Here is a 17,866-nt window from a genome sequence, read left to right as displayed (position 1 = left end):
TCGGGGCATACTGCGCCAGAGCCCTCATGCTTCAGGATCTTCTATGCAACTTGACCACGCTACTGGCTGGGTCGCTGGCGTCACCCATTGCCCTTCCCCCAACTTCAACGCGCGCCCCGAGGGCGAAGCCATCAGCCTGCTGGTGATCCACAACATCAGCCTGCCGCCCGGGCAGTTCGGCACCGGCAAGGTGCAGGCGTTCTTCCAGAACCGCCTGCCCATCGCCGAGCATGCGTTTTTCGAGCAGATCAAGGACCTGCGTGTATCGGCGCACTTTCTGATCGAGCGTGACGGCAGGGTCACCCAGTTCGTCTCGTGCCTGGACCGGGCCTGGCATGCCGGGGTATCGCGCTTCGAGGGCCGCGAGGGCTGCAACGACTTTTCCGTGGGCATCGAACTCGAAGGCACCGATCAGACGCCGTTCACAGACGCCCAGTACACTGCCCTGCAACACTTGACCCTGCAACTGCAGGCTGCCTGGCCCATCGCGGGGCGAATCCGCGGCCACAGCGACATTGCGCCGGGGCGCAAGACCGACCCGGGGCCGGCGTTCGACTGGGAACGCTATCACGCCAGCCTGCACGTCAACGAGGACAGATCATGAGTTTTCTGGTGTTACTGCTGGTGCTGTGGGTCGAGAAGTTCTCGGCGCTGCGCCAGCGCCTGCAACGCGACGGCTTTTTTCTCACCGAACTGGCCCGCCTGGAGCGCAGGCCCAAGGCCGACCCCTGGTGGGTGCTGGGCATTCTGGTGCTGTTGCCAGTAGTGGTACTGGCGCTTCTGCTGCACGTGCTCGACCCGGTCGCCTATGGTCTGCTGGCCCTACCGGTGCACCTGCTGGTGCTGATCTACAGCCTGGGCCGGGGCGATGTGAAGGCGGCGCTGGGGCCGTTTCGCGATGCCTGGCGACGCGGCGATGAACAGGCGGGCGTGCACGTGGCCGAGCGCGACCTGGGGGTGACGGCCGACGACAGCCAGGGCCTGATCCAGAAGGTGCAGGGGCACCTGCTGTGGCAGGCCTACCAGAGCTTCTTTGCGGTGATCTTCTGGTATGTGCTGCTGGGCCCGGCTGCAGCGCTGGCTTACCGGCTGCTGGCGCTGACGGGCGAGCGGGCCGGCAACCCGGCGGTACAGGAACGCGCCCGGCAGTTGCGCCACGCCTTCGACTGGGCGCCGGTGCGGGTACTGGCCGCCAGTTTTGCACTGGTGGGCAACTTTGTGGCGGTCAGCCGCATGATGCTGCACGAACTGCTCAACTGGCACATCGGTGCGCCGCGCCTGGTGGAGCAGGCGGGCACGGCAGCGGCGGAGATTCCCGCCGACGTCGAGGCCGGCCCGCAAGGCCTGACCGGGCTCGACAGCCTGTGGGAACTGCTGCTGCGTGCCGCAGTGCTCTGGTACGCGGGCTTTGCCCTGTGGACCGTGCTCGGCTGACTCACAACGTGTAAACGGGCTGCCGCAACGGCGGCTCGTTCCTACAGGCCGCCGCCGCGTGTGGTTAACCTTAAGTTACAAAACTTCCCTTCGATATGCGCTATACAGAGGCTGCTGACGATCGCCAGTGGCCTAGTGCTATTGCGCAGAAAACAATAAGAAATCGAAAGGAGACGACCCTTGAAGCGCCTCTTGTATCCGGCAATCGCATTGATGAACCGGCTGAGCTTCGGCATGAAGTTCAGCCTGATCAGCGTGCTGTTCTTTCTGCCCATGCTGGTCACCAATTTCTATCTGGTGCGCGACGCCTATGCCAAGTTCCACGCCACCCGTGTGGAGCTGCACAGCCTCGGCCTGCTGAGCGAGAGCCTGGCCGTGCGCGGTGATCTGGAGAGCCTGGGCAATCTGGTGCAGATCAACGCGGTGCTGGGGCAGTCCGGCAAGGCCGACGACCTGGAGGCGCGCATCGATGCGCTGGAACAGCAGGTGGCAAAGCGCGTGGCCGCGCTGGCCCCGATGACCGAGGACCCGGCCCAGGTGCAGGCCTTCACCGCCCGGCGCGACGAGTTGCTGGCAGGGCTCGAGGCGGCGCGGGCCGACTCCTCGCTGCAGACCCGTGCAGCCCTGTACGACGCCCTGCTGGCGCAGGCGCAGCTGCTTGGCAAGCTGGTGGTCAGCCAGTCGGGCCTTGGCCAGGACAGCGATGCCGGCGTGCGCCAGATGGGCGAGCTGCTGACCACGGTCACCGCCCAGGTCACCCAGACCCTGGGTGAAGGCCGGGCAATCGGGGCTTACTCGCTGGGCCAGGGGTTTCTCAACTCATCGGCCAGTACCCGTTTCGAAGAACTGCTCAAAAGCCTCGACAAGCTGTCGGCCGACTACGCCATTCGCCTGCAGGACGCCCTGGGCGACGAGCCGCGGCTGGCCAGCCAGGCCGCCAGCAGCCAGGCGTCGCTCAAGCAGGCCAGCGAGCTGCTCGAAGACCAGGTAGTGATGGCCGATACCCTCGATGCGCCATGGCCGGCGTTCTACCAGCAGGTCAGCGGCCTGATCGAGCAGACCTACCTGCTCAATGGCGCCACCCTGCAGGTACTCGAACAGCAGTTGCAGGCGCGCCTGGGCAACTACCGCCAGCACATGGTGCTGCTGGTGCTGGCCCTGGCGGCGGTGTTCATGCTGATCGGCTACCTGTATGGCGGCTTCTACGCCTCCACCCGCAGCACCCTGCGTACCCTGGGCAAGGTGATGGACAAGGTGGCCGGTGGCGACATGACGGTGACCTTCCAGGCCCGCAGTCGCGACGAGCTGGGCGAGCTGGGCGAGGTGTTCAACACCACGGTGCGGCGCATCCATGACCTGATCGAGCGGGTCGGGCAGACGGTGGCCGAGGTGGAACACCAGGCCGAGCAGGTGCATGCGGTATCGGCGCGCAGCAACCAGGCGGTGAGCGGCCAGCGCGGGCAGATCGAGCAGGTGGCCACGGCCATGAACCAGATGTCGGCCACTGCCCAGGAAGTGGCGCGCAGCGCTGCGGCAGCCGTGAACAGCGCCCACGGGGTCAACCGCGAGACGGTCAGCGGGCGCGAGCTGGTGGAGTCGCAGCAGGGCAGCATTGCCGGGCTGGCGGCCGAAATCGACCAGTCGGTGGGGGTGATCAACCAGCTGGTCAGCGACAGCCAGCAGATCAGCCAGGTGCTGGAGGTGATCAAGAGCATCGCCGGGCAGACCAACCTGCTGGCGCTCAACGCCGCCATCGAGGCGGCGCGGGCCGGGGAGCAGGGGCGTGGCTTCGCGGTGGTGGCCGACGAGGTACGCACGCTGGCCAAGCGCACGCAGCAGTCGACCGAGGAAATCGACCAGATGATTTCACGCCTGCAGGGTGGGGTGGAGGCGGCGGTGCGGGCGATGGACAGCAGTCACCAGATGGCGGCGGGCACCGTGGGACAGTCACAGCAGGTGCAGCAGGCGCTGGTCAACATTCTGGGGGCGATGGGCAGCATCGTGGAGCAGAACCAGCAGATTGCGGCGGCGGTGGAGCAGCAGACGGCGGTGGCGCATGACATCGACCTGAACATCGTGCAGATCAACCGCGCGGCCGAGCACACCACCGAGGGCGCGCACCAGACCGAAGATGCGAGCCGGCAACTGTCGGCGCAGGTGATGGAGTTGAAGCAGTTGATCGGGGCGTTCAGGGTCTGAGCGAGGGCTGGGCCCTTCGCCGGCAAGGCGCAGGGCCGGTATTACCAGCCAAACAGCTCGCAGGCATTGCGCGTGCTGGCTTCGGCCAGCACCTGGGGCGCAACCCCCATCACCTCAGCCAGTGCCACGGCAATCTGCGGCAGGTGCACAGGGCTGTTGCGCACCCCGGCGTACATCGCCGGGGCCATGTCCGGCGAGTCGGTCTCCAGCACCACGCCGTCCAGCCCCAGGCGTGGCAGCACCTTGCGCAGGCGCAGCGCCTGGGGCCAGGTGGCCGCACCGCCCAGCCCCAGCCTGAACCCGAGGCGGCGGTACTCGCGGGCCTCCTCGTAGCTGCCGGCAAACGCATGCACGATGCCGCCACGCGCCAGCTTGAAGCGCTTGAGCCGGGCGATCACGTCGGCGTGGCTGCGCCGTACATGCAGCAGCGCCGGCAGGTCGAAGTCCGCCGCCAGCTGCAACTGGGCCTCGAACAGCGCCTGCTGGCGCTCGCGGTCCAGCTCGGCCACGTAGTAGTCCAGGCCGAACTCGCCCACCGCGCACAGCTGCCGGTCGCCACGCAGGCGGCTCAGCCAGTCGCCCAGCGCCAGCAGGTGTTCCGGACGATGCTGTTCCAGGTACACCGGGTGCAGGCCGAACGCCGCATACAGCTGCGGATCGCTCTTGACCAGCTCCCATACCCGCTGCCAGTTGTCCTGGTACACCCCCAGCACCACCATGCGCTCGACCCCGGCGCGGCGCGCCTGCCCCAGCACTTCGCTGCGGTCGGCATCGAAGTCGGGGAAGTCCAGGTGGGTGTGGGTGTCTACCAGGTGCATGGTCAGGCCTTGAAGAGGCGTTGCTTGAAGGTGCGCGCCACTGCGTGCACACCCGGCGTGTAGTGCTGCTTCTCCACCGCCTCCAGCGCCAGGCGCAGGGCGGTTTCGGCCATCAGGCCGTGCTGCTGGGCCATGGCGTTGACCGGCAGGGGCAGGAAGTCCAGCAACTGGTTGTCACCGAAGGTGCCCAGGTGCAGGCTGCGCGATGCTGGCGGGCGGGTCTGCAGCACATCGAACACGCCTTGCAGCAGTACATAGGAGGTGGTCACCAGTGCGTCGGGCAGGCGCCCCAGGTCGGCCAGCAGCTCGCTCATCAGGCGGCGCCCGCACTCGCGGCTGAAGGCTTCGCCCTGGTGCTGGCTGGCCCGTCCGTCGAAGCCTTGCAGGGCCTGGTCGAAACCACGTGCGCGAGCGCGGCTGACGCTCAGCTCCGGGCGTGCGCCAATCAGTGCGATATGCGCCGGGGCGCTTTCGAGCAGGCTGCGGGTCAGGTGCAGGCAGGCATGCTCGTCGTCGCTGACCACCGAGCAGAACTGCGCCGGGTCCAGGCTGCGGTCGATGCCGATGATCGGCAGGCCGTTGGCCTGCAGCGTGCGGTAGCTGTCGTCGTCTTCGGGCAGGCAGCTGGCGACGAACAGGGCGTCGCAGCGCCGTGCGCGAAACAGCTGCTGCAACTGGCGCTCGCTGTCGGGCTGGTCGTCGCTGCTGGCGATCAGCAGCTGGTAGCCCTGGGCCCTTGCGCCTTGTTCCAGTTGCTTGGCGATGCGCGCATAGCTGGGGTTTTCCAGGTCTGGCAGGATGAAGCCAAGGGTGCGCGTGTGACGGCTGCGCAGCCCGGCCGCCTGCGGGTTGGGCGTGAAGCCATGGGCCTCGACCACCGCACGCACACGCTCTACCGTGCTGCTGCTGATGCGTTGCTGTTCGGCCTTGCCATTGATGACATAACTGGCAGTGGTAACGGACACACCGGCCAGACGGGCGATATCGCTGAGTTTCACCGAATTTTCCTTGTTATTACCGGGGTTGGCTGCAGAGCCTGACCGGGTATTGTCGCCGATTGCGAAGCATCGGCGCAGACGACCATTGTCGCAATTGTCCGACAAAATGGGGCTTTCATTGTTCGCAGGTTATCGAGTAACGTGCACGCTATTCTAGGTTAAACGATTCAGCAGGCGATTTTTCTGCCGTGGCCTTCGCCTGCGCCCGGCCCTGCGACGTGTCGGGTGCTGCTAAATTCACAACAATACCTCGGCGCCGGCCCGGCGCTGCAAAGGAGAGGTTCATGCTCGAGCTCACCATAGAGCAGATTTCCATGGGCCAGTCGGCCGTGGACAAGACTGCCGCGCTGCAGCTGCTGGCCGAGCGCCTGGTGGCCGACGGGCTGGTGGCCGAGGGCTACCTGGCCGGGCTGCAGGCGCGTGAAGCCCAGGGCTCGACCTTTCTCGGCCAGGGCATCGCCATCCCCCACGGTACCCCGCAGACCCGCGAGCTGGTGCATGCCACCGGCGTGCGCCTGTTGCAGTTCCCCGAGGGCGTGGACTGGGGCGACGGGCAGATCGTGTACCTGGCCATCGGCATCGCCGCGCGCTCCGACGAGCACCTGCGCCTGCTGCAATTGCTCACCCGCGCGCTGGGCGAGACCGACCTGGCCCAGGCGCTGCGCCGGGCCGGCAGCGCCGAGGCGTTGCTCAAACTGCTGCAGGGGGCGCCGCAGGAGCTGGCACTGGATGCACAGATGATCGGCCTGGGTGTGCCCGCCGAGGATTTCGAAGAGCTGGTATGGCGTGGCGCCCGCCTGCTGCGCCGCGCCGATTGCGCCGGCAATGGCTTTGCCGCCGTGCTGCAGCAGGTCGAGGCGCTACCCCTGGGCGATGGCCTGTGGTGGCTGCACAGCGAGCAGACCGTGCGCAAGCCGGGCCTGGCGTTCGTCACCCCGCAGCAGCCGCTGCGCTACCTGGGCCAGCCGCTCAACGGCCTGTTCTGCCTGGCCAGCCTGGGCGCGGCGCATCAGGCCCTGCTCGAACGCTTGTGTACCCTGCTGATCGAAGGTCGGGCGCAGGAGCTGTTTCGCGCTACCAGCAGCCGTGCGGTGCTGGAGGTGCTGGGCGGCGAGCTGCCGGCCGACTGGCCCAGCGTTCGCGTCGGCCTGGCCAATGCCCACGGCCTGCATGCGCGCCCGGCCAAGGAGCTGGCGCAACTGGCCAAGGCCTTCGAGGGCGAGGTGCGCGTGCGCGTGGTCGACAGCGGCGAGGCCGCCGTGTCGGTCAAGAGCCTGAGCAAGTTGTTGAGCCTGGGCGCACGCCGTGGCCAGGTACTGGAGTTCATCGCCGAGCCTAGGGTGGCCGACAGCGCGCTGCCGGCGTTGCTGGCGGCGGTGCAGGCCGGCCTGGGCGAAGCGGTCGAGGCGCTGGCGCCGGTGAGCGAGGTAGCGGCGCCCCAGGTGCTCGAGCCGGTGCTGAGCGCGCCGCTGCCGGGCACGCAGGTCCAGGGCGTGGCCGCATCGCCGGGCATCGCCTGCGGCCCGGCGCATGTGCAGGTGCTGCGCCATTTCGACTACCCGCTGCGGGGCGAGTCGCCGGTGATCGAGCGCGACCGCCTGCAACGTGCCCTGGCCGCCGTGGCCAGTGAGCTCGAAGCGCTGATCCGGCGCAGCCCGGCCAAGGCCATCCGCGAGATCTTCGTCACTCACCAGGAAATGCTCAGCGACCCGGGGCTGGGCGATGAAGTCGAGCTGCGTCTGCTTCAGGGCGAAAGCGCCCCAGCGGCCTGGATGACCGTGATCGAGGCCGCAGCGCGGCAGCAGGAGGCCTTGCACGACGCCCTGCTGGCCGAACGCGCCGCCGACCTGCGCGACGTGGGCCGCCGTGTGCTGGCCACCCTGTGCGGGGCCGCCGAGGTGGCGGAGCCGCAACAGCCCTATGTGCTGGTGATGGACGAAGTCGGCCCGTCCGATGTGGCGCGCCTCGACCCGGCGCGGGTGGCCGGGATTCTCACCGCACGCGGTGGCGCCACCGCGCACAGCGCGATCGTGGCGCGGGCATTGGGCATCCCGGCGGTGGTGGGGGCCGGCGCGGCGGTGCTGCTGATCGCCGCCGGCACCGAGCTGTTGCTGGACGGCCAGCGTGGGCGTCTGACCGTGGCCCCGGCGGCGGATGAGCTGCAGCGCGCCCTGGCCGAGCGCGAGCAGCGCGAACAGCGCCTGCAGGCGGCCCGGGCGCGTCGCCTGGAACCTGCCGTGACCCGCGACGGCCATGCCGTGGAAGTGTTCGCCAACATCGGTGAAAGCGCGGGTATCGAACAGGTGATCGACCTGGGCGCGGAAGGCATCGGCCTGCTGCGCACCGAGCTGATCTTCATGGCCCATCCACAGGTGCCCGACGAGGCCACCCAGGAAGCCGAGTACCGCCGTGTGCTCGACGGCCTGCAGGGCCGGCCGCTGGTGGTGCGCACCCTGGATGTGGGCGGCGACAAGCCGTTGCCCTACTGGCCCATCGCCAAGGAGGAAAACCCGTTTCTGGGGGTACGCGGCATTCGCCTGACCCTGCAACGGCCGCAGGTCATGGAAAGCCAGTTGCGCGCCCTGTTGCGCGCGGCGGGCGAGCGACCGCTGCGCATCATGTTCCCGATGGTCGGGCAGGTGGAGGAGTGGCGCCAGGCCCGAGCAATGGTCGAGCGCCTGCGCCAGGAGATACCGGTCGGCGACCTGCAGGTGGGCATCATGATCGAGGTGCCTTCGGCCGCGCTGCTGGCACCGGTGCTGGCGCCGGAGGTGGACTTCTTCAGCGTCGGCACCAACGACCTGACCCAGTACACCCTGGCCATCGACCGCGGCCACCCGAGCCTGTCGGCCCAGGCCGATGGCCTGCACCCGGCGGTGCTGCAGCTGATCGACATCACCGTGCGCGCCGCGCATGCCCACGGCAAGTGGGTGGGCATCTGCGGGGAACTGGCCGCCGACCCTCAGGCGGTGGCGGTGCTGGTGGGGCTGGGCGTGGATGAACTGAGCGTGGCGGCGCGCAGCATTGCCGAGGTCAAGGCGGTGGTGCGCGAACTGAATTTTGAACAGGCCCGGCAACTGGCGCGTGATGCGCTGGTGCAGGGCAGTGCCGCCGATGTGCGCGCACGGGTGGAGATGCATTGATGGCACGGATACTCACACTGACCCTCAACCCGGCGCTGGACCTCACCGTCAGCCTCGCCACCCTGCAGCCCGGCGCGGTCAACCGCAGCCACGCGCAGCACAGCCACGCGGCGGGCAAGGGCCTGAACGTGGCGCAGGTGCTGGCCGACCTGGGGCATTCGGTGACGGTGGGCGGCTTCCTGGGCCAGGACAACCTGCAGCCCTTCGAGGCCCTGATGGCCCGTCGCGGCTTTGCCGATTGCTTCGTGCGGGTGCCCGGCGAAACCCGCAGCAATCTCAAGCTGGTGGAGGGCGATGGCCGGGTCACCGATATCAACGGCGTGGGCCCGCAGGTCGACGAAAACGCCCAGGGCGAGCTGCTGGCACGCCTGCAGCACCTGGCCAGCGGGCATGACGCGGTGGTGGTGGCCGGCAGCCTGCCGCCGGGTGTGAGCCCGCAGTGGCTGCAGATGCTGCTGGCGTGGTTCAAGTCGCTGGGCCTGAAGGTGATCCTGGACAGCAGTGGTGCGGCCTTGATCGCCGGGCTCAAGAGCGCGCCGTGGCTGGTCAAGCCCAATACCGACGAACTGGCCGAAGCGCTGGGCCGCCCGCTGCACAGCATTGCCGAGCAGCAGGCCGCTGCCCGCCAGTTGATCGACCAGGGCGTCGAGCATGTGGTGGTGTCCCAGGGCGAGCAGGGGGTGATCTGGTTCCGGCGCGACGGCGCCCTGCAGGCGCTGCCGCCCCAGGTGGTGGTGGCCAGCACGGTGGGCGCGGGCGATTCGTTGCTGGCCGGCATGCTGCACGGCCTGCTCAATGCCGAGCCTGCCGCGCAGACCTTGCGCCGTGCCACCGCGATTGCCGCCCAGGCCGTGACCCAGATCGGCTTCGGCATCGGCGACCGCGTGCAACTGGCGCAGCTCGAAGATGCCGTCCGGGTGCAGATTCCCCACGCTCGACAAGAGGGTGAACAATGAAGATCGCCATCGTCACCGCCTGCCCCAACGGCCAGGTGTCCAGCCTGCTCAGCGCGCGCCTGCTGGATGCGGCCGCGCAGCGCCAGGGCTGGAGCACCAGTGTCGAGGTGCACGATCCCGACCATCCCGAGCGCCAGCTTTCGCCGGCAGTGATCGCCGCCGCCGACTGGGTGCTGGTGATCAGCACCGGCCCGTTCGACCTGCAGCGCTTTGCCGGCAAGCGCCTGTTCCAGAGCACTCCGGCCCAGGCCCTGCAGGATGTGGAGAGCTTTCTGCGCCTGGCCGCCGAACAGGCCCAGGTGCACCACCCCGAAGCCGTGGCGCCTGCGCCGGCCGCAGCGGGGGCGGTGAAGAAGATCGTTGCGGTCACTGCCTGCCCCACCGGGGTGGCGCACACCTTCATGGCCGCCGAAGCCTTGCAGCAGGCGGCGCGGCAACTGGGTTATCAACTGGCCGTCGAAACCCAGGGCTCGGTGGGGGCACGCACCCCGCTGAGCGCCGCGGCCATCGCCGAAGCCGACGTGGTACTGCTGGCCGCCGATATCGAAGTGCCCACCGAGCGCTTCGCCGGCAAGCGCATCTACCGCTGTGGCACCGGCGTGGCCCTCAAGCAGGCCCAGGCCACCTTGAACAAGGCGCTGGCCGAAGGTCGCGAAGAGCGTGCCGCCGGCAGCGCCGGCACCGCACCTGCACGCAGTGAAAGGGCTGGGGTGTACAAGCACCTGCTGACTGGGGTGTCGTTCATGTTGCCGATGGTGGTGGCAGGCGGGTTGCTGATCGCCCTGGCATACATGTTCGGGCTCGATGCCTACAAGGAGCCGGGCACCCTGGCCGCCGCCCTGCGCCAGATCGGCGAAGACGCCGCATTCAAGCTGATGGTGCCGCTGCTGGCCGGCTACATCGCCTATTCGATTGCCGACCGCCCGGGCCTGGCGCCGGGCATGATCGGCGGGCTGCTCGCCAGTTCGCTGGGCGCCGGCTTCATCGGCGGCATCGTCGCAGGCTTCGTGGCCGGCTACGCGGCCAAGGCGATCAGCCACTGGGTCCGCCTGCCCAGCAGCCTGGAGAGTCTCAAGCCGATCCTGATCATCCCGCTGCTGGCCAGCCTGTTCACCGGCCTGGTGATGATCTACGTGGTGGGCAAGCCGGTGGCCGGCATGCTCGATGGCCTGACGCATTTTCTCGACAGCATGGGCACTGCCAACGCGGTGCTGCTGGGCATACTGCTCGGCGCCATGATGTGCGTGGACCTGGGCGGGCCGGTGAACAAGGCCGCCTATGCCTTCTCGGTGGGCCTGCTGGCCAACCAGAGCATGGCGCCGATGGCCGCGACCATGGCCGCCGGCATGGTGCCGCCGATCGGCCTGGGCATCGCCACCTTCCTGGCGCGACGCAAGTTTGCCCAGAGCGAGCGCGAGGCCGGCAAGGCGGCGCTGGTGCTGGGCATGTGCTTCATTTCGGAGGGGGCGATCCCGTTCGCGGCCAAGGACCCGCTGCGGGTGATCCCCGCCAGCGTGGTCGGCGGCGCACTGGCCGGCGCGCTGTCGATGTATTTCGGTTGCAAGCTGATGTCGCCCCACGGCGGGCTGTTCGTGATGCTGATTCCCAACGCGATCAACCACGCCCTGCTGTACCTGCTGGCCATCGCCGCCGGCAGCCTGCTGACCGCTGTGGTGTACGCGGTGCTCAAGCGCAGGGACGTGGCCGAGCTGGCACTGGAGCCGGCCAAGGCCTGATCAGGGGCGAGGGCGCGGGTGCTTCTTGCGCAGCGGTTCGAGCAGGTCGGCCAGGCCGTTGTGGTCGACCTCGTGCATCAGCGCCAGCAGCCCGCCCAGTTCGCCCTTGGGAAAGCCCTGGCGGGCGAACCAGTTGAGGTAGTGGCCGGGCAGGTCGGCGATCAGCCGGCCCTGGTACTTGCCATAGGGCATTTCGCGGGTGACCAGCAGTTCGAGTGTCTCGGGAGTCATGGGCTCGGCGCAGCAGTGCAGGAAAGGCCCCGACAATACATGCAATCTGCACGAGACCAAAGGTCCGTTCATGCAAAACGCTGCTTGGGGAAGGTTCAAAATTTTTATAAATCGTTGATTTATAAAGATTTAATTTTTATCGAAAAGCTGGCATGAACACTGCTCCTGTACTACGCAACCACCCTCATGCAAAGGAGCACTGTCATGACCAACGTGAACAAAGACGTTATTTCGGTTCTGAACAACCTCATCGAGTACAGCAAGGATGGCGAGAAGGGCTTCAAGACTTCTGCCGAGGATGCCAAGAACCCGGACCTGAAGGCGTTCTTCCTGCAGCGTGAAGGCGAATGCCGTAGCGCCGCCGCAGATCTGCAGCAGCACGTGCGTTCCCTGGGCGGCGACCCGGAAACCACCACCAGCCTCAGCGGTGACATGCACCGCGCCTGGGTCAACCTCAAGTCCTCGCTGACCAGCAACGACGACAAGGCGGTGCTGGAAGAAGTGGAGCGCGGTGAAGACCACGCCCTCAAAGCCTACAAGGATGCCCTGGAAAAACTGGCCAAGCTGAATGTACCGGCAAGTGACCCGGCATATGCCCTGGTCGAGCGCCAGTACCATGGCGTGCAGCGCAACCATGACCAGGTCAAGGTGCTGCGCGACGCGGCCCGCGCACGTTCCTAACCGGCGTACACCTCTACCCGGTTGCGCCCGTTGCGCTTGGCGCAATACAGCGCATCGTCCGCACAGCCCAGCAAGGTCGAAAGATCCTGCTGGGCTTCTGGCGTCTGCAGGCCCACGCCAATGCTGACGGTCACCGGGTGCTGGTCGTCGCCGAACGGCGGCAGTGCCTCGACGCTGCTGCGGATACGTTCGGCCAGGGTCAGCACGCCGTTGAGGTCGGTCTCGGGCACGATCACCAGAAATTCCTCCCCGCCATATCGCGCGGCCAGGTCCGCCGGGCGGCGAATGCTGTGCGCGATCGTCGTCGCCACCTGGCGTAGCGCTTCGTCTCCGCCTTGGTGACCGTGGCGTTCATTGAACGCCTTGAAGTGGTCCACATCCACCATCAGTACCGCCAGCGGGCGCTGGCTGCGCTGGGCACGCGCCCATTCGCGGCGCAGTACCTGGTCGAGCTGACGGCGGTTGGCCAGCCCCGTGAGGCTATCGGTGGCTGCCAGTTCGGCCAGGCCCTGCTCGGCGCTGTGGCGCCTGCGCAATTCGCGCCCCAGCAGCAACGACAGCCAGAGGATGCCGATGCACAACAGGCCGGTAGCGATACTGACCACCAGTGCGGTGCGCCGCCACGAGCCATAGACCTCGTCGGTGGACAAGGCCACCACCACCAGCAGCGGCAGGTCGTCCACCCGTGAAAAGGTGTACAGGCGATGCTTGCCGTCCAGGCTCGAGCGCGCGGTGAAGCTGCCGTTGCCCTGGGCCATTGCGCGCTTGAAGTTGGGCTGCTCGGACAGGTCGGCGCCGATCAGCGGGTCGCTGGGCAGCGAAGGGTGGCGGGCGAGCATCACGCCGTCGCTGTTGAACAGGTTGACGCTGCTGTCGCGGCCGATGTCCAGGCGCTGGAACAGCTCGCTGAAGTAGGCCAGGCGCAGGGCGCCTGACGCGATACCGGCGAAGGCCCCATCGGCATCGTTGATGCGCCGGCTGAAACTGATGCACCAGTCCAGCTCGCCCAGGCGTGCCTTGAATGGCGGGCTGATGACCAGGCCCAGGCCCGGGTTGTCGCGATGGGCCTGGAACACCCTGCTGTCGGCAAAGTTGGCGCTGCGTGGCACCACGCTGGTGGAGTCGGCCGCCACGTTGCCGTTGCGGTCCAGCCACAGGATGTCGCCGCGTAACGGCACGGTGAAGGCCTGGTTGAACAGCAATTGCTGGCGCAGCGGCGCGGCCACGCTGGCCAGCTCAGGGCGCTGGATGGCCCAGATCAGTCCGTGCAGCGACAGGTCGTAGAGCTCGACGTTGCGCACGATGTCGGTATCGATCAACTGCACGATATTGCTGGCCGAGCGTGCGGCCGCCTGGCCCACGTTGGCTTTTTCGCGTACCAGCAGGAAGGTCACGATGGTGATGATGGCCAGAACCGCCAGGCAACTGCCCAGGTTAAGGATCAACTCCGGATGAGTCCTGTACAGGGTCGGGCGCTGGGGCGGAAGGCGCGAAGGCATGATGGAGGTGATTCGTACCGCTGTCGTTGAAAGGGCAGGTGCGAGGCGGCGGTATTCTAGGCGGGTGCAGATTGTCGGACAAGCTGTTGCTGGTGCCGATTGATGTACGGCATCTTGGGGCTATTTGCAGGAAAAGAGCCTGCATCCTGCAAGCTCTTTGGCGCATGGCGGTGGGATCAGAAGACGTTGAGCGGGTATTCGACGATCACGCGGTATTCGTCCACATCGTTGTCGACCTGGGCGTAGCCCTGGCTGCCACGGTGCGAGGCCCAGCGCAGCAGTACGCTGAGGTCCTTGAGGGAACCTTGCTGGAACACGTAGGCCAGGTCCATGTCGCGTTCCCAGTGGCGGGCATTGTCACCGTCGGCGCTGTACCAGTTGCTGTAGCCGGCGCTGGCCGGGTCGACCTTGCTCAGGTCCAGCTTGCCGCGCGAGTACGACACGGCGGTTGTCAGGCCGGGCATGCCGACGCCGGCGAAGTCATAGGCGTACTTGAGTTTCCACGAACGCTCGCCAGGCCCGTTGAAGTCCGAGTACATCTGCGAGTTGTCCAGGTACACGCTGTCGCCCAGGGTGATGTAGTCGAACGGCGTGTTGCCGTTGACCCGCTGGTACACCGCAGTGACGGTGTGGTTACCCACGCCGAGCGCCAGGTGCAGGCTGTAGGTGTTGTTGTCGATGCTGCCCAGCAGCGCATCGCCGGTGTCCTGGGTGTGGTAGTAGTGCAGGCCGGGGTTGAGGCTGACGCCGTCGGCGAGCTGCCAGGTGTAGTCCAGGTCCAGGTAGTACTGGTTCCACACGTCCTTGAGTTCGGCGGCGTACAGGCTGCTGGTAAAACCTTCGACCGGTGCCCAGGCTGCGCCGGCCCAGTTCAGGTGACGGCTTTCGCGGTCATCTGGCAGGTTGCCGTAGGTAGCGCCGATGCGCTTGTGGCCGCTCTGGTTGTAGAGCTTGGTGAAGCTGGCCTGGCCGCCTTCCAGTTGCAGCCCGTCGATGCTGTTGTTGGTCAGGCTGACGCCGCGGAAGGTCTGCGGCAGCATGCGCGTCTCGCCACCGGCGATCACCGGGTTGGTCAGGAACAGGTCGCCGGCACGCAGTACGGTGTCGAAGGCCTTGAGCTTGATGGCAGCGCCGGCATTGGAGAACGAATCCGGGGCCTTGCCCAGTTCGCCATCGTCCTTGTAGTGGTAGGGCAGGATGCTCGAACCCGCCGTACCGCCACCGCCGTCCAGCTTGAGGCCGAGCATGGCATGGGCATCCAGACCAAAGCCCACGGTGCCCTGGGTGAACCCGGACTCGAACTTGCCGATGAAGCCCTGGCCCCATTCACGGTTGTCGTGGTTGCCGCGCTGCAGCTGGTTGCGGTTGAGGTAGTAGTTGCGGCTGAGCACGTCGAGGTGCGCACCTTCGACGAAGCCTTCGGCCTCGTCGGCCTGGGCGTGCAGGGGCATCGTTGCAGCCAGCGCAACGAACAGCGGGGTCAAGCGAAACGCGTGGATCACCGGTGTGGACTCCTTGAGGTGAGGGATGCAGCTTTTTATTGTGCGAAGCGGTGTTTTCTTGTGAGGACACATCTCTGGCCGCAGAACCTTTTGCCCAGGCCAAAAAAAAGCCGCTGATAGCAGCGGCTTTGAAAGACGGCCACGCAGGCGAACACGTCGCCAGCGCAGCAGTCGAGGGAATAGGAGAGAGGCAGAGGCAGCGTATCAGCTGTCTTTGTCGGCACTCGCAGAACCTTTGGACGCGGTCTGCTCCAGGTTTTTGGCGTGGTCCTGCTGCTGGGCGAGGGCTTCGCGGCCTTGCTGCGCGGCAGCGGCGCGGGCGGCATACTGCGCCACGAAAGCAGGGGACTCCTCGGCCATGGCCAGGGGCGAGAGCAATACGGACGACAGGACGAAAATACTGGCAATACCCATACTGTTGGACATTTGAAGCTACCTTCTTGCATAGCAAGCTATCTATTTGGTGTGGGTACGATAGTCCTCGGTGGGGGGTTGAAACAGAGGGGATTGGGCAATGCACTGTTGCATTCCGGGCAACAGTCGAGCAAAGCGTTTAGCCCATCGCGGGTCAAGCCCGCTCCCACAGGGTGTTCGCTGGCCCTTGTGGGAGCGGGCTTGACCCGCGATGGGGGCTTCAGGCCGGCAACAGAATCCCGAAGGTATTGGCCCCCGCCTGGCTGCGGGCAAACACGCTGCCACCATGCATCAGCGCAATCGCCTTGACGATCGCCAGCCCCAGCCCATGGTTGCCCACGGCGCTGTTGCTGCGCGCGGCATCCACCCGGTAGAAGCGCTCGAACAGGCGAGGCAGGTGCACGGCCTCGATGGCCGGGCCCGGGTTGCTCACGGCAATGCATACCTGCTCGCCCTGACGCTCGATATGCACCTGGATCACCTGCTGGCGGGCCGTGTGCTGCACCGCATTGTTGAGCAGGTTGATCAGCGCCCGGCGCAACTGCGCCTTCTCGATGCGCGCCCGTGCATCGCCGCTGACCTGCACCCGTACCTGGGCGTCCTCGAGGATGTAGTCCAGGTAGTCCAGGGTGGTCGCCACTTCCTCGGCCAGCGAGCTGCTGGTCAGCGCTGTGGCCTTGTTGCCCTGGTCGGCACTGGCCAGGAACAGCATGTCGTTGACGATGCTGCGCAGCCGCTCCAGTTCCTCCAGGTTCGATTGCAGTACCTCGAAGTAATGTTCGGCGCTGCGACCGCGGGTCAGCGCCACCTGGGTCTGGCCGATCAGGTTGGTCAGGGGCGAGCGCAGCTCATGGGCCACGTCGGCATTGAACCCCTCCAGGCGTGAATAGGCCTGCTCGACCCGCTCCAGGGTGGCATTGAAGGTGCCGGCGAACTGTTGCAGCTCTGGCGGCAGGTCGGCCGCATACAGGCGTGCGCTCAGGTGCGGTGGCGCCAGTTGCTGGGCCTCGGCCGACAGCGCCCGCAGCGGGCGCAGGCCGATGCGCGCGGCCCAGTAGCCCAGGGCCGAGGCCAGCAGCACGCCGATCACCGCCAGGCTGATCAATGCCCCCAGCAGGGTGTGCTGGGTGTGCCAGAAGGTTTCGGTATCGATGCCGAGCAGAAAGCGCAGGGCAGGGCGCCGGTCCAGCGCCGGCAGCTCGCTCACCAGCACCTTGTACGGGTACGGCCGGCCCTCCAGCTGCAGGTCGCGCATGCCCAGCGGGCCGGCGGCAAAGTCGCGTATCGCGGCGTCGGGCTGGCCGTACTCGTAGTGCGCGTCGCCACTTACCACCCAGAAGCGGATACGCCGGTCTTCCTCGCTCAGCAGGTTGAGCTTGTTGGTGATCTTGGCCCAGTGCTCCCGGGTGCCATAGCGGGTCAGCGCCGATTCCAGCACGCTGTAGCGGGCGTCCAGTTCGGCCTCCGGCAGCAGGTCGAGGCTGCGGTCGACCTGTTTGTACAGGGCACCGCCGATCAGCAGGAACACGCCCAGCGCCACCAGGCTGAACAGCAGGCTCAGGCGCAGGGCGATGGAGTTAGTGCGCACGGCTTTCCAGTACATAGCCCATGCCTCGGATGGTGTGCAGCAGCTTGGTCTCGAACGGGCCGTCGAGCTTGGCGCGCAGGCGCTTGATGGCGACCTCCACCACGTTGGCGTCGCTGTCGAAGTTGATGTCCCACACCAGCTCGGCAATCGCGGTCTTGGACAGGATCTCGCCCTGGCGGCGCGCCAGCACGCTGAGCAGCGAGAACTCCTTGGCGGTCAGTTCCAGGCGCTGGCCGGCGCGGCTGGCCTTGCGGCTGATCAGGTCCACCCACAGGTCCGCGACCTGGATCTGCACCGGCTCGTGCCCGCCGCTGCGGCGGGTCAGCGCCTGCAGGCGCGCCACCAGTTCGAGGAACGAGAACGGCTTGCCCAGGTAGTCGTCGGCGCCTTCGCGCAGGCCGCGGATGCGGTCTTCGACGCGCTCGCGGGCGGTGAGCATGATCACCGGCGTCTGCTTGCGTGCACGCAGGGCGCGCAGTACGCCGTAGCCATCCAGGCCCGGCAGCATCACGTCGAGCACGATCACCGAGTAGTCGCCCTCGAGGGCCAGGTGCAGGCCCTCGATGCCGTCCGGGGCGAGGTCCACGGTAAAGCCTTGTTCGGTGAGGCCGCGATGCAGGTAGTCGGCGGTCTTCTGTTCGTCTTCGATAATCAGCACGCGCATGGT

Annotated in this window: 15 protein-coding genes; 7 read left to right on the top strand and 8 right to left on the bottom strand. The window is 66.9% G+C overall.

The window, feature by feature from the left end:
• The first annotated feature begins 43 nt into the window (after window positions 1-43).
• From ampD to V9K84_RS17700, 3 genes are all read left to right on the top strand, one after another.
• Window positions 44-604: a 1,6-anhydro-N-acetylmuramyl-L-alanine amidase AmpD gene (gene ampD / locus V9K84_RS17710; protein WP_088515281.1), complete on the top strand. Its 561-nt coding sequence runs from the start codon at window positions 44-46 to the stop codon at window positions 602-604.
• On the top strand, window positions 601-1,434 hold the full coding sequence (ampE, locus tag V9K84_RS17705) for a regulatory signaling modulator protein AmpE (protein ID WP_088515282.1): 834 nt from the start codon (window positions 601-603) through the stop codon (window positions 1,432-1,434). The genes ampD and ampE overlap by 4 nt, the downstream gene beginning before the upstream one ends.
• 180 nt (window positions 1,435-1,614) lie before the next feature.
• Window positions 1,615-3,633: a methyl-accepting chemotaxis protein gene (locus tag V9K84_RS17700; protein ID WP_088515283.1), complete on the top strand. Its 2,019-nt coding sequence runs from the start codon at window positions 1,615-1,617 to the stop codon at window positions 3,631-3,633.
• Window positions 3,634-3,674: 41 nt separating this feature from the next.
• Here the strand turns inward: V9K84_RS17700 and V9K84_RS17695 are convergent, their stop codons facing one another.
• Window positions 3,675-4,451 carry a TatD family hydrolase gene (locus V9K84_RS17695; RefSeq protein ID WP_088515284.1) on the bottom strand — a complete coding sequence of 259 codons (777 nt, stop codon included), beginning with the start codon at window positions 4,449-4,451 and terminating at the stop codon, window positions 3,675-3,677.
• A gap of 2 nt (window positions 4,452-4,453) precedes the next feature.
• Window positions 4,454-5,449: a catabolite repressor/activator gene (cra, locus tag V9K84_RS17690; protein WP_043864385.1), complete on the bottom strand. Its 996-nt coding sequence runs from the start codon at window positions 5,447-5,449 to the stop codon at window positions 4,454-4,456.
• A gap of 284 nt (window positions 5,450-5,733) precedes the next feature.
• Between cra and ptsP the strand changes: the two genes are divergently transcribed.
• From ptsP to V9K84_RS17675, 3 genes are read left to right on the top strand one after another with little or no spacing between them, the layout of a single operon-like run.
• Window positions 5,734-8,592 carry a phosphoenolpyruvate--protein phosphotransferase gene (gene ptsP, locus V9K84_RS17685; RefSeq protein ID WP_088515285.1) on the top strand — a complete coding sequence of 953 codons (2,859 nt, stop codon included), beginning with the start codon at window positions 5,734-5,736 and terminating at the stop codon, window positions 8,590-8,592.
• Complete coding sequence (gene pfkB, locus V9K84_RS17680; protein ID WP_088515286.1) at window positions 8,592-9,548, top strand: 1-phosphofructokinase; 957 nt, start codon at window positions 8,592-8,594, stop codon at window positions 9,546-9,548. The genes ptsP and pfkB overlap by 1 nt, the downstream gene beginning before the upstream one ends.
• Window positions 9,545-11,284, top strand: coding sequence for a PTS fructose-like transporter subunit IIB (locus V9K84_RS17675; protein ID WP_088515287.1), 1,740 nt, complete (start codon window positions 9,545-9,547; stop codon window positions 11,282-11,284). The genes pfkB and V9K84_RS17675 overlap by 4 nt, the downstream gene beginning before the upstream one ends.
• Here the strand turns inward: V9K84_RS17675 and V9K84_RS17670 are convergent, their stop codons facing one another.
• Window positions 11,285-11,515: a DUF3820 family protein gene (locus V9K84_RS17670; protein WP_043864478.1), complete on the bottom strand. Its 231-nt coding sequence runs from the start codon at window positions 11,513-11,515 to the stop codon at window positions 11,285-11,287. It lies immediately after the preceding gene.
• Between the two features lie 204 nt (window positions 11,516-11,719).
• Here V9K84_RS17670 and V9K84_RS17665 point away from each other — a divergent pair, with 204 nt between their 5' ends.
• On the top strand, window positions 11,720-12,196 hold the full coding sequence (locus V9K84_RS17665; RefSeq protein WP_043864389.1) for a PA2169 family four-helix-bundle protein: 477 nt from the start codon (window positions 11,720-11,722) through the stop codon (window positions 12,194-12,196).
• Here the strand turns inward: V9K84_RS17665 and V9K84_RS17660 are convergent.
• From V9K84_RS17660 to V9K84_RS17640, 5 genes are all read right to left on the bottom strand, one after another.
• Window positions 12,193-13,695 (bottom strand): sensor domain-containing diguanylate cyclase, encoded by a 1,503-nt coding sequence (locus V9K84_RS17660; protein WP_043864390.1) that lies wholly within the window; start codon window positions 13,693-13,695, stop codon window positions 12,193-12,195. The two genes, V9K84_RS17665 and V9K84_RS17660, sit on opposite strands and share 4 nt — an antisense overlap.
• 176 nt (window positions 13,696-13,871) lie before the next feature.
• Complete coding sequence (locus tag V9K84_RS17655) at window positions 13,872-15,146, bottom strand: OprD family porin (RefSeq protein WP_231390716.1); 1,275 nt, start codon at window positions 15,144-15,146, stop codon at window positions 13,872-13,874.
• A 255-nt stretch (window positions 15,147-15,401) separates the two neighbouring features.
• Window positions 15,402-15,623, bottom strand: coding sequence for a hypothetical protein (locus tag V9K84_RS17650; RefSeq protein WP_043864392.1), 222 nt, complete (start codon window positions 15,621-15,623; stop codon window positions 15,402-15,404).
• A 208-nt stretch (window positions 15,624-15,831) separates the two neighbouring features.
• A complete protein-coding gene (locus V9K84_RS17645) occupies window positions 15,832-17,214 on the bottom strand; it encodes a heavy metal sensor histidine kinase (protein ID WP_088515288.1) in 1,383 nt (460 codons plus the stop codon).
• The gene (locus V9K84_RS17640; RefSeq protein WP_043864394.1) at window positions 17,189-17,863 is read right to left on the bottom strand and encodes a heavy metal response regulator transcription factor; all 675 of its coding nucleotides are present in this window, start codon (window positions 17,861-17,863) and stop codon (window positions 17,189-17,191) included. The genes V9K84_RS17645 and V9K84_RS17640 overlap by 26 nt, the downstream gene beginning before the upstream one ends.
• Window positions 17,864-17,866: the final 3 nt, after the last annotated feature.

Source organism: Pseudomonas sp. AE27 (assembly GCF_037113495.1).
In the GTDB taxonomy this organism is placed as follows: Bacteria; Pseudomonadota; Gammaproteobacteria; order Pseudomonadales; family Pseudomonadaceae; genus Aquipseudomonas; species Aquipseudomonas palmensis.
Note: the sequence above shows the minus strand (reverse complement) of the source record. Positions and strands in the feature narration are given on the sequence as shown.

Excerpts from the sequence above, each read along its gene's own strand:
- V9K84_RS17640 (WP_043864394.1), bottom strand. The coding sequence starts at position 17,863 with ATGCGCGTGCTGATTATCGAAGACGAACAGAAGACCGCCGACTACCTG.
- V9K84_RS17660 (WP_043864390.1), bottom strand. The coding sequence starts at position 13,695 with ATGCCTTCGCGCCTTCCGCCCCAGCGCCCGACCCTGTACAGGACTCAT.
- ampE (WP_088515282.1), top strand. The coding sequence starts at position 601 with ATGAGTTTTCTGGTGTTACTGCTGGTGCTGTGGGTCGAGAAGTTCTCG.
- V9K84_RS17675 (WP_088515287.1), top strand. The coding sequence starts at position 9,545 with ATGAAGATCGCCATCGTCACCGCCTGCCCCAACGGCCAGGTGTCCAGC.
- V9K84_RS17670 (WP_043864478.1), bottom strand. The coding sequence starts at position 11,515 with ATGACTCCCGAGACACTCGAACTGCTGGTCACCCGCGAAATGCCCTAT.
- ptsP (WP_088515285.1), top strand. The coding sequence starts at position 5,734 with ATGCTCGAGCTCACCATAGAGCAGATTTCCATGGGCCAGTCGGCCGTG.
- pfkB (WP_088515286.1), top strand. The coding sequence starts at position 8,592 with ATGGCACGGATACTCACACTGACCCTCAACCCGGCGCTGGACCTCACC.
- V9K84_RS17665 (WP_043864389.1), top strand. The coding sequence starts at position 11,720 with ATGACCAACGTGAACAAAGACGTTATTTCGGTTCTGAACAACCTCATC.
- ampD (WP_088515281.1), top strand. The coding sequence starts at position 44 with ATGCAACTTGACCACGCTACTGGCTGGGTCGCTGGCGTCACCCATTGC.
- V9K84_RS17655 (WP_231390716.1), bottom strand. The coding sequence starts at position 15,146 with ATGCCCCTGCACGCCCAGGCCGACGAGGCCGAAGGCTTCGTCGAAGGT.
- V9K84_RS17650 (WP_043864392.1), bottom strand. The coding sequence starts at position 15,623 with ATGTCCAACAGTATGGGTATTGCCAGTATTTTCGTCCTGTCGTCCGTA.
- V9K84_RS17645 (WP_088515288.1), bottom strand. The coding sequence starts at position 17,214 with ATGTACTGGAAAGCCGTGCGCACTAACTCCATCGCCCTGCGCCTGAGC.
- V9K84_RS17695 (WP_088515284.1), bottom strand. The coding sequence starts at position 4,451 with ATGCACCTGGTAGACACCCACACCCACCTGGACTTCCCCGACTTCGAT.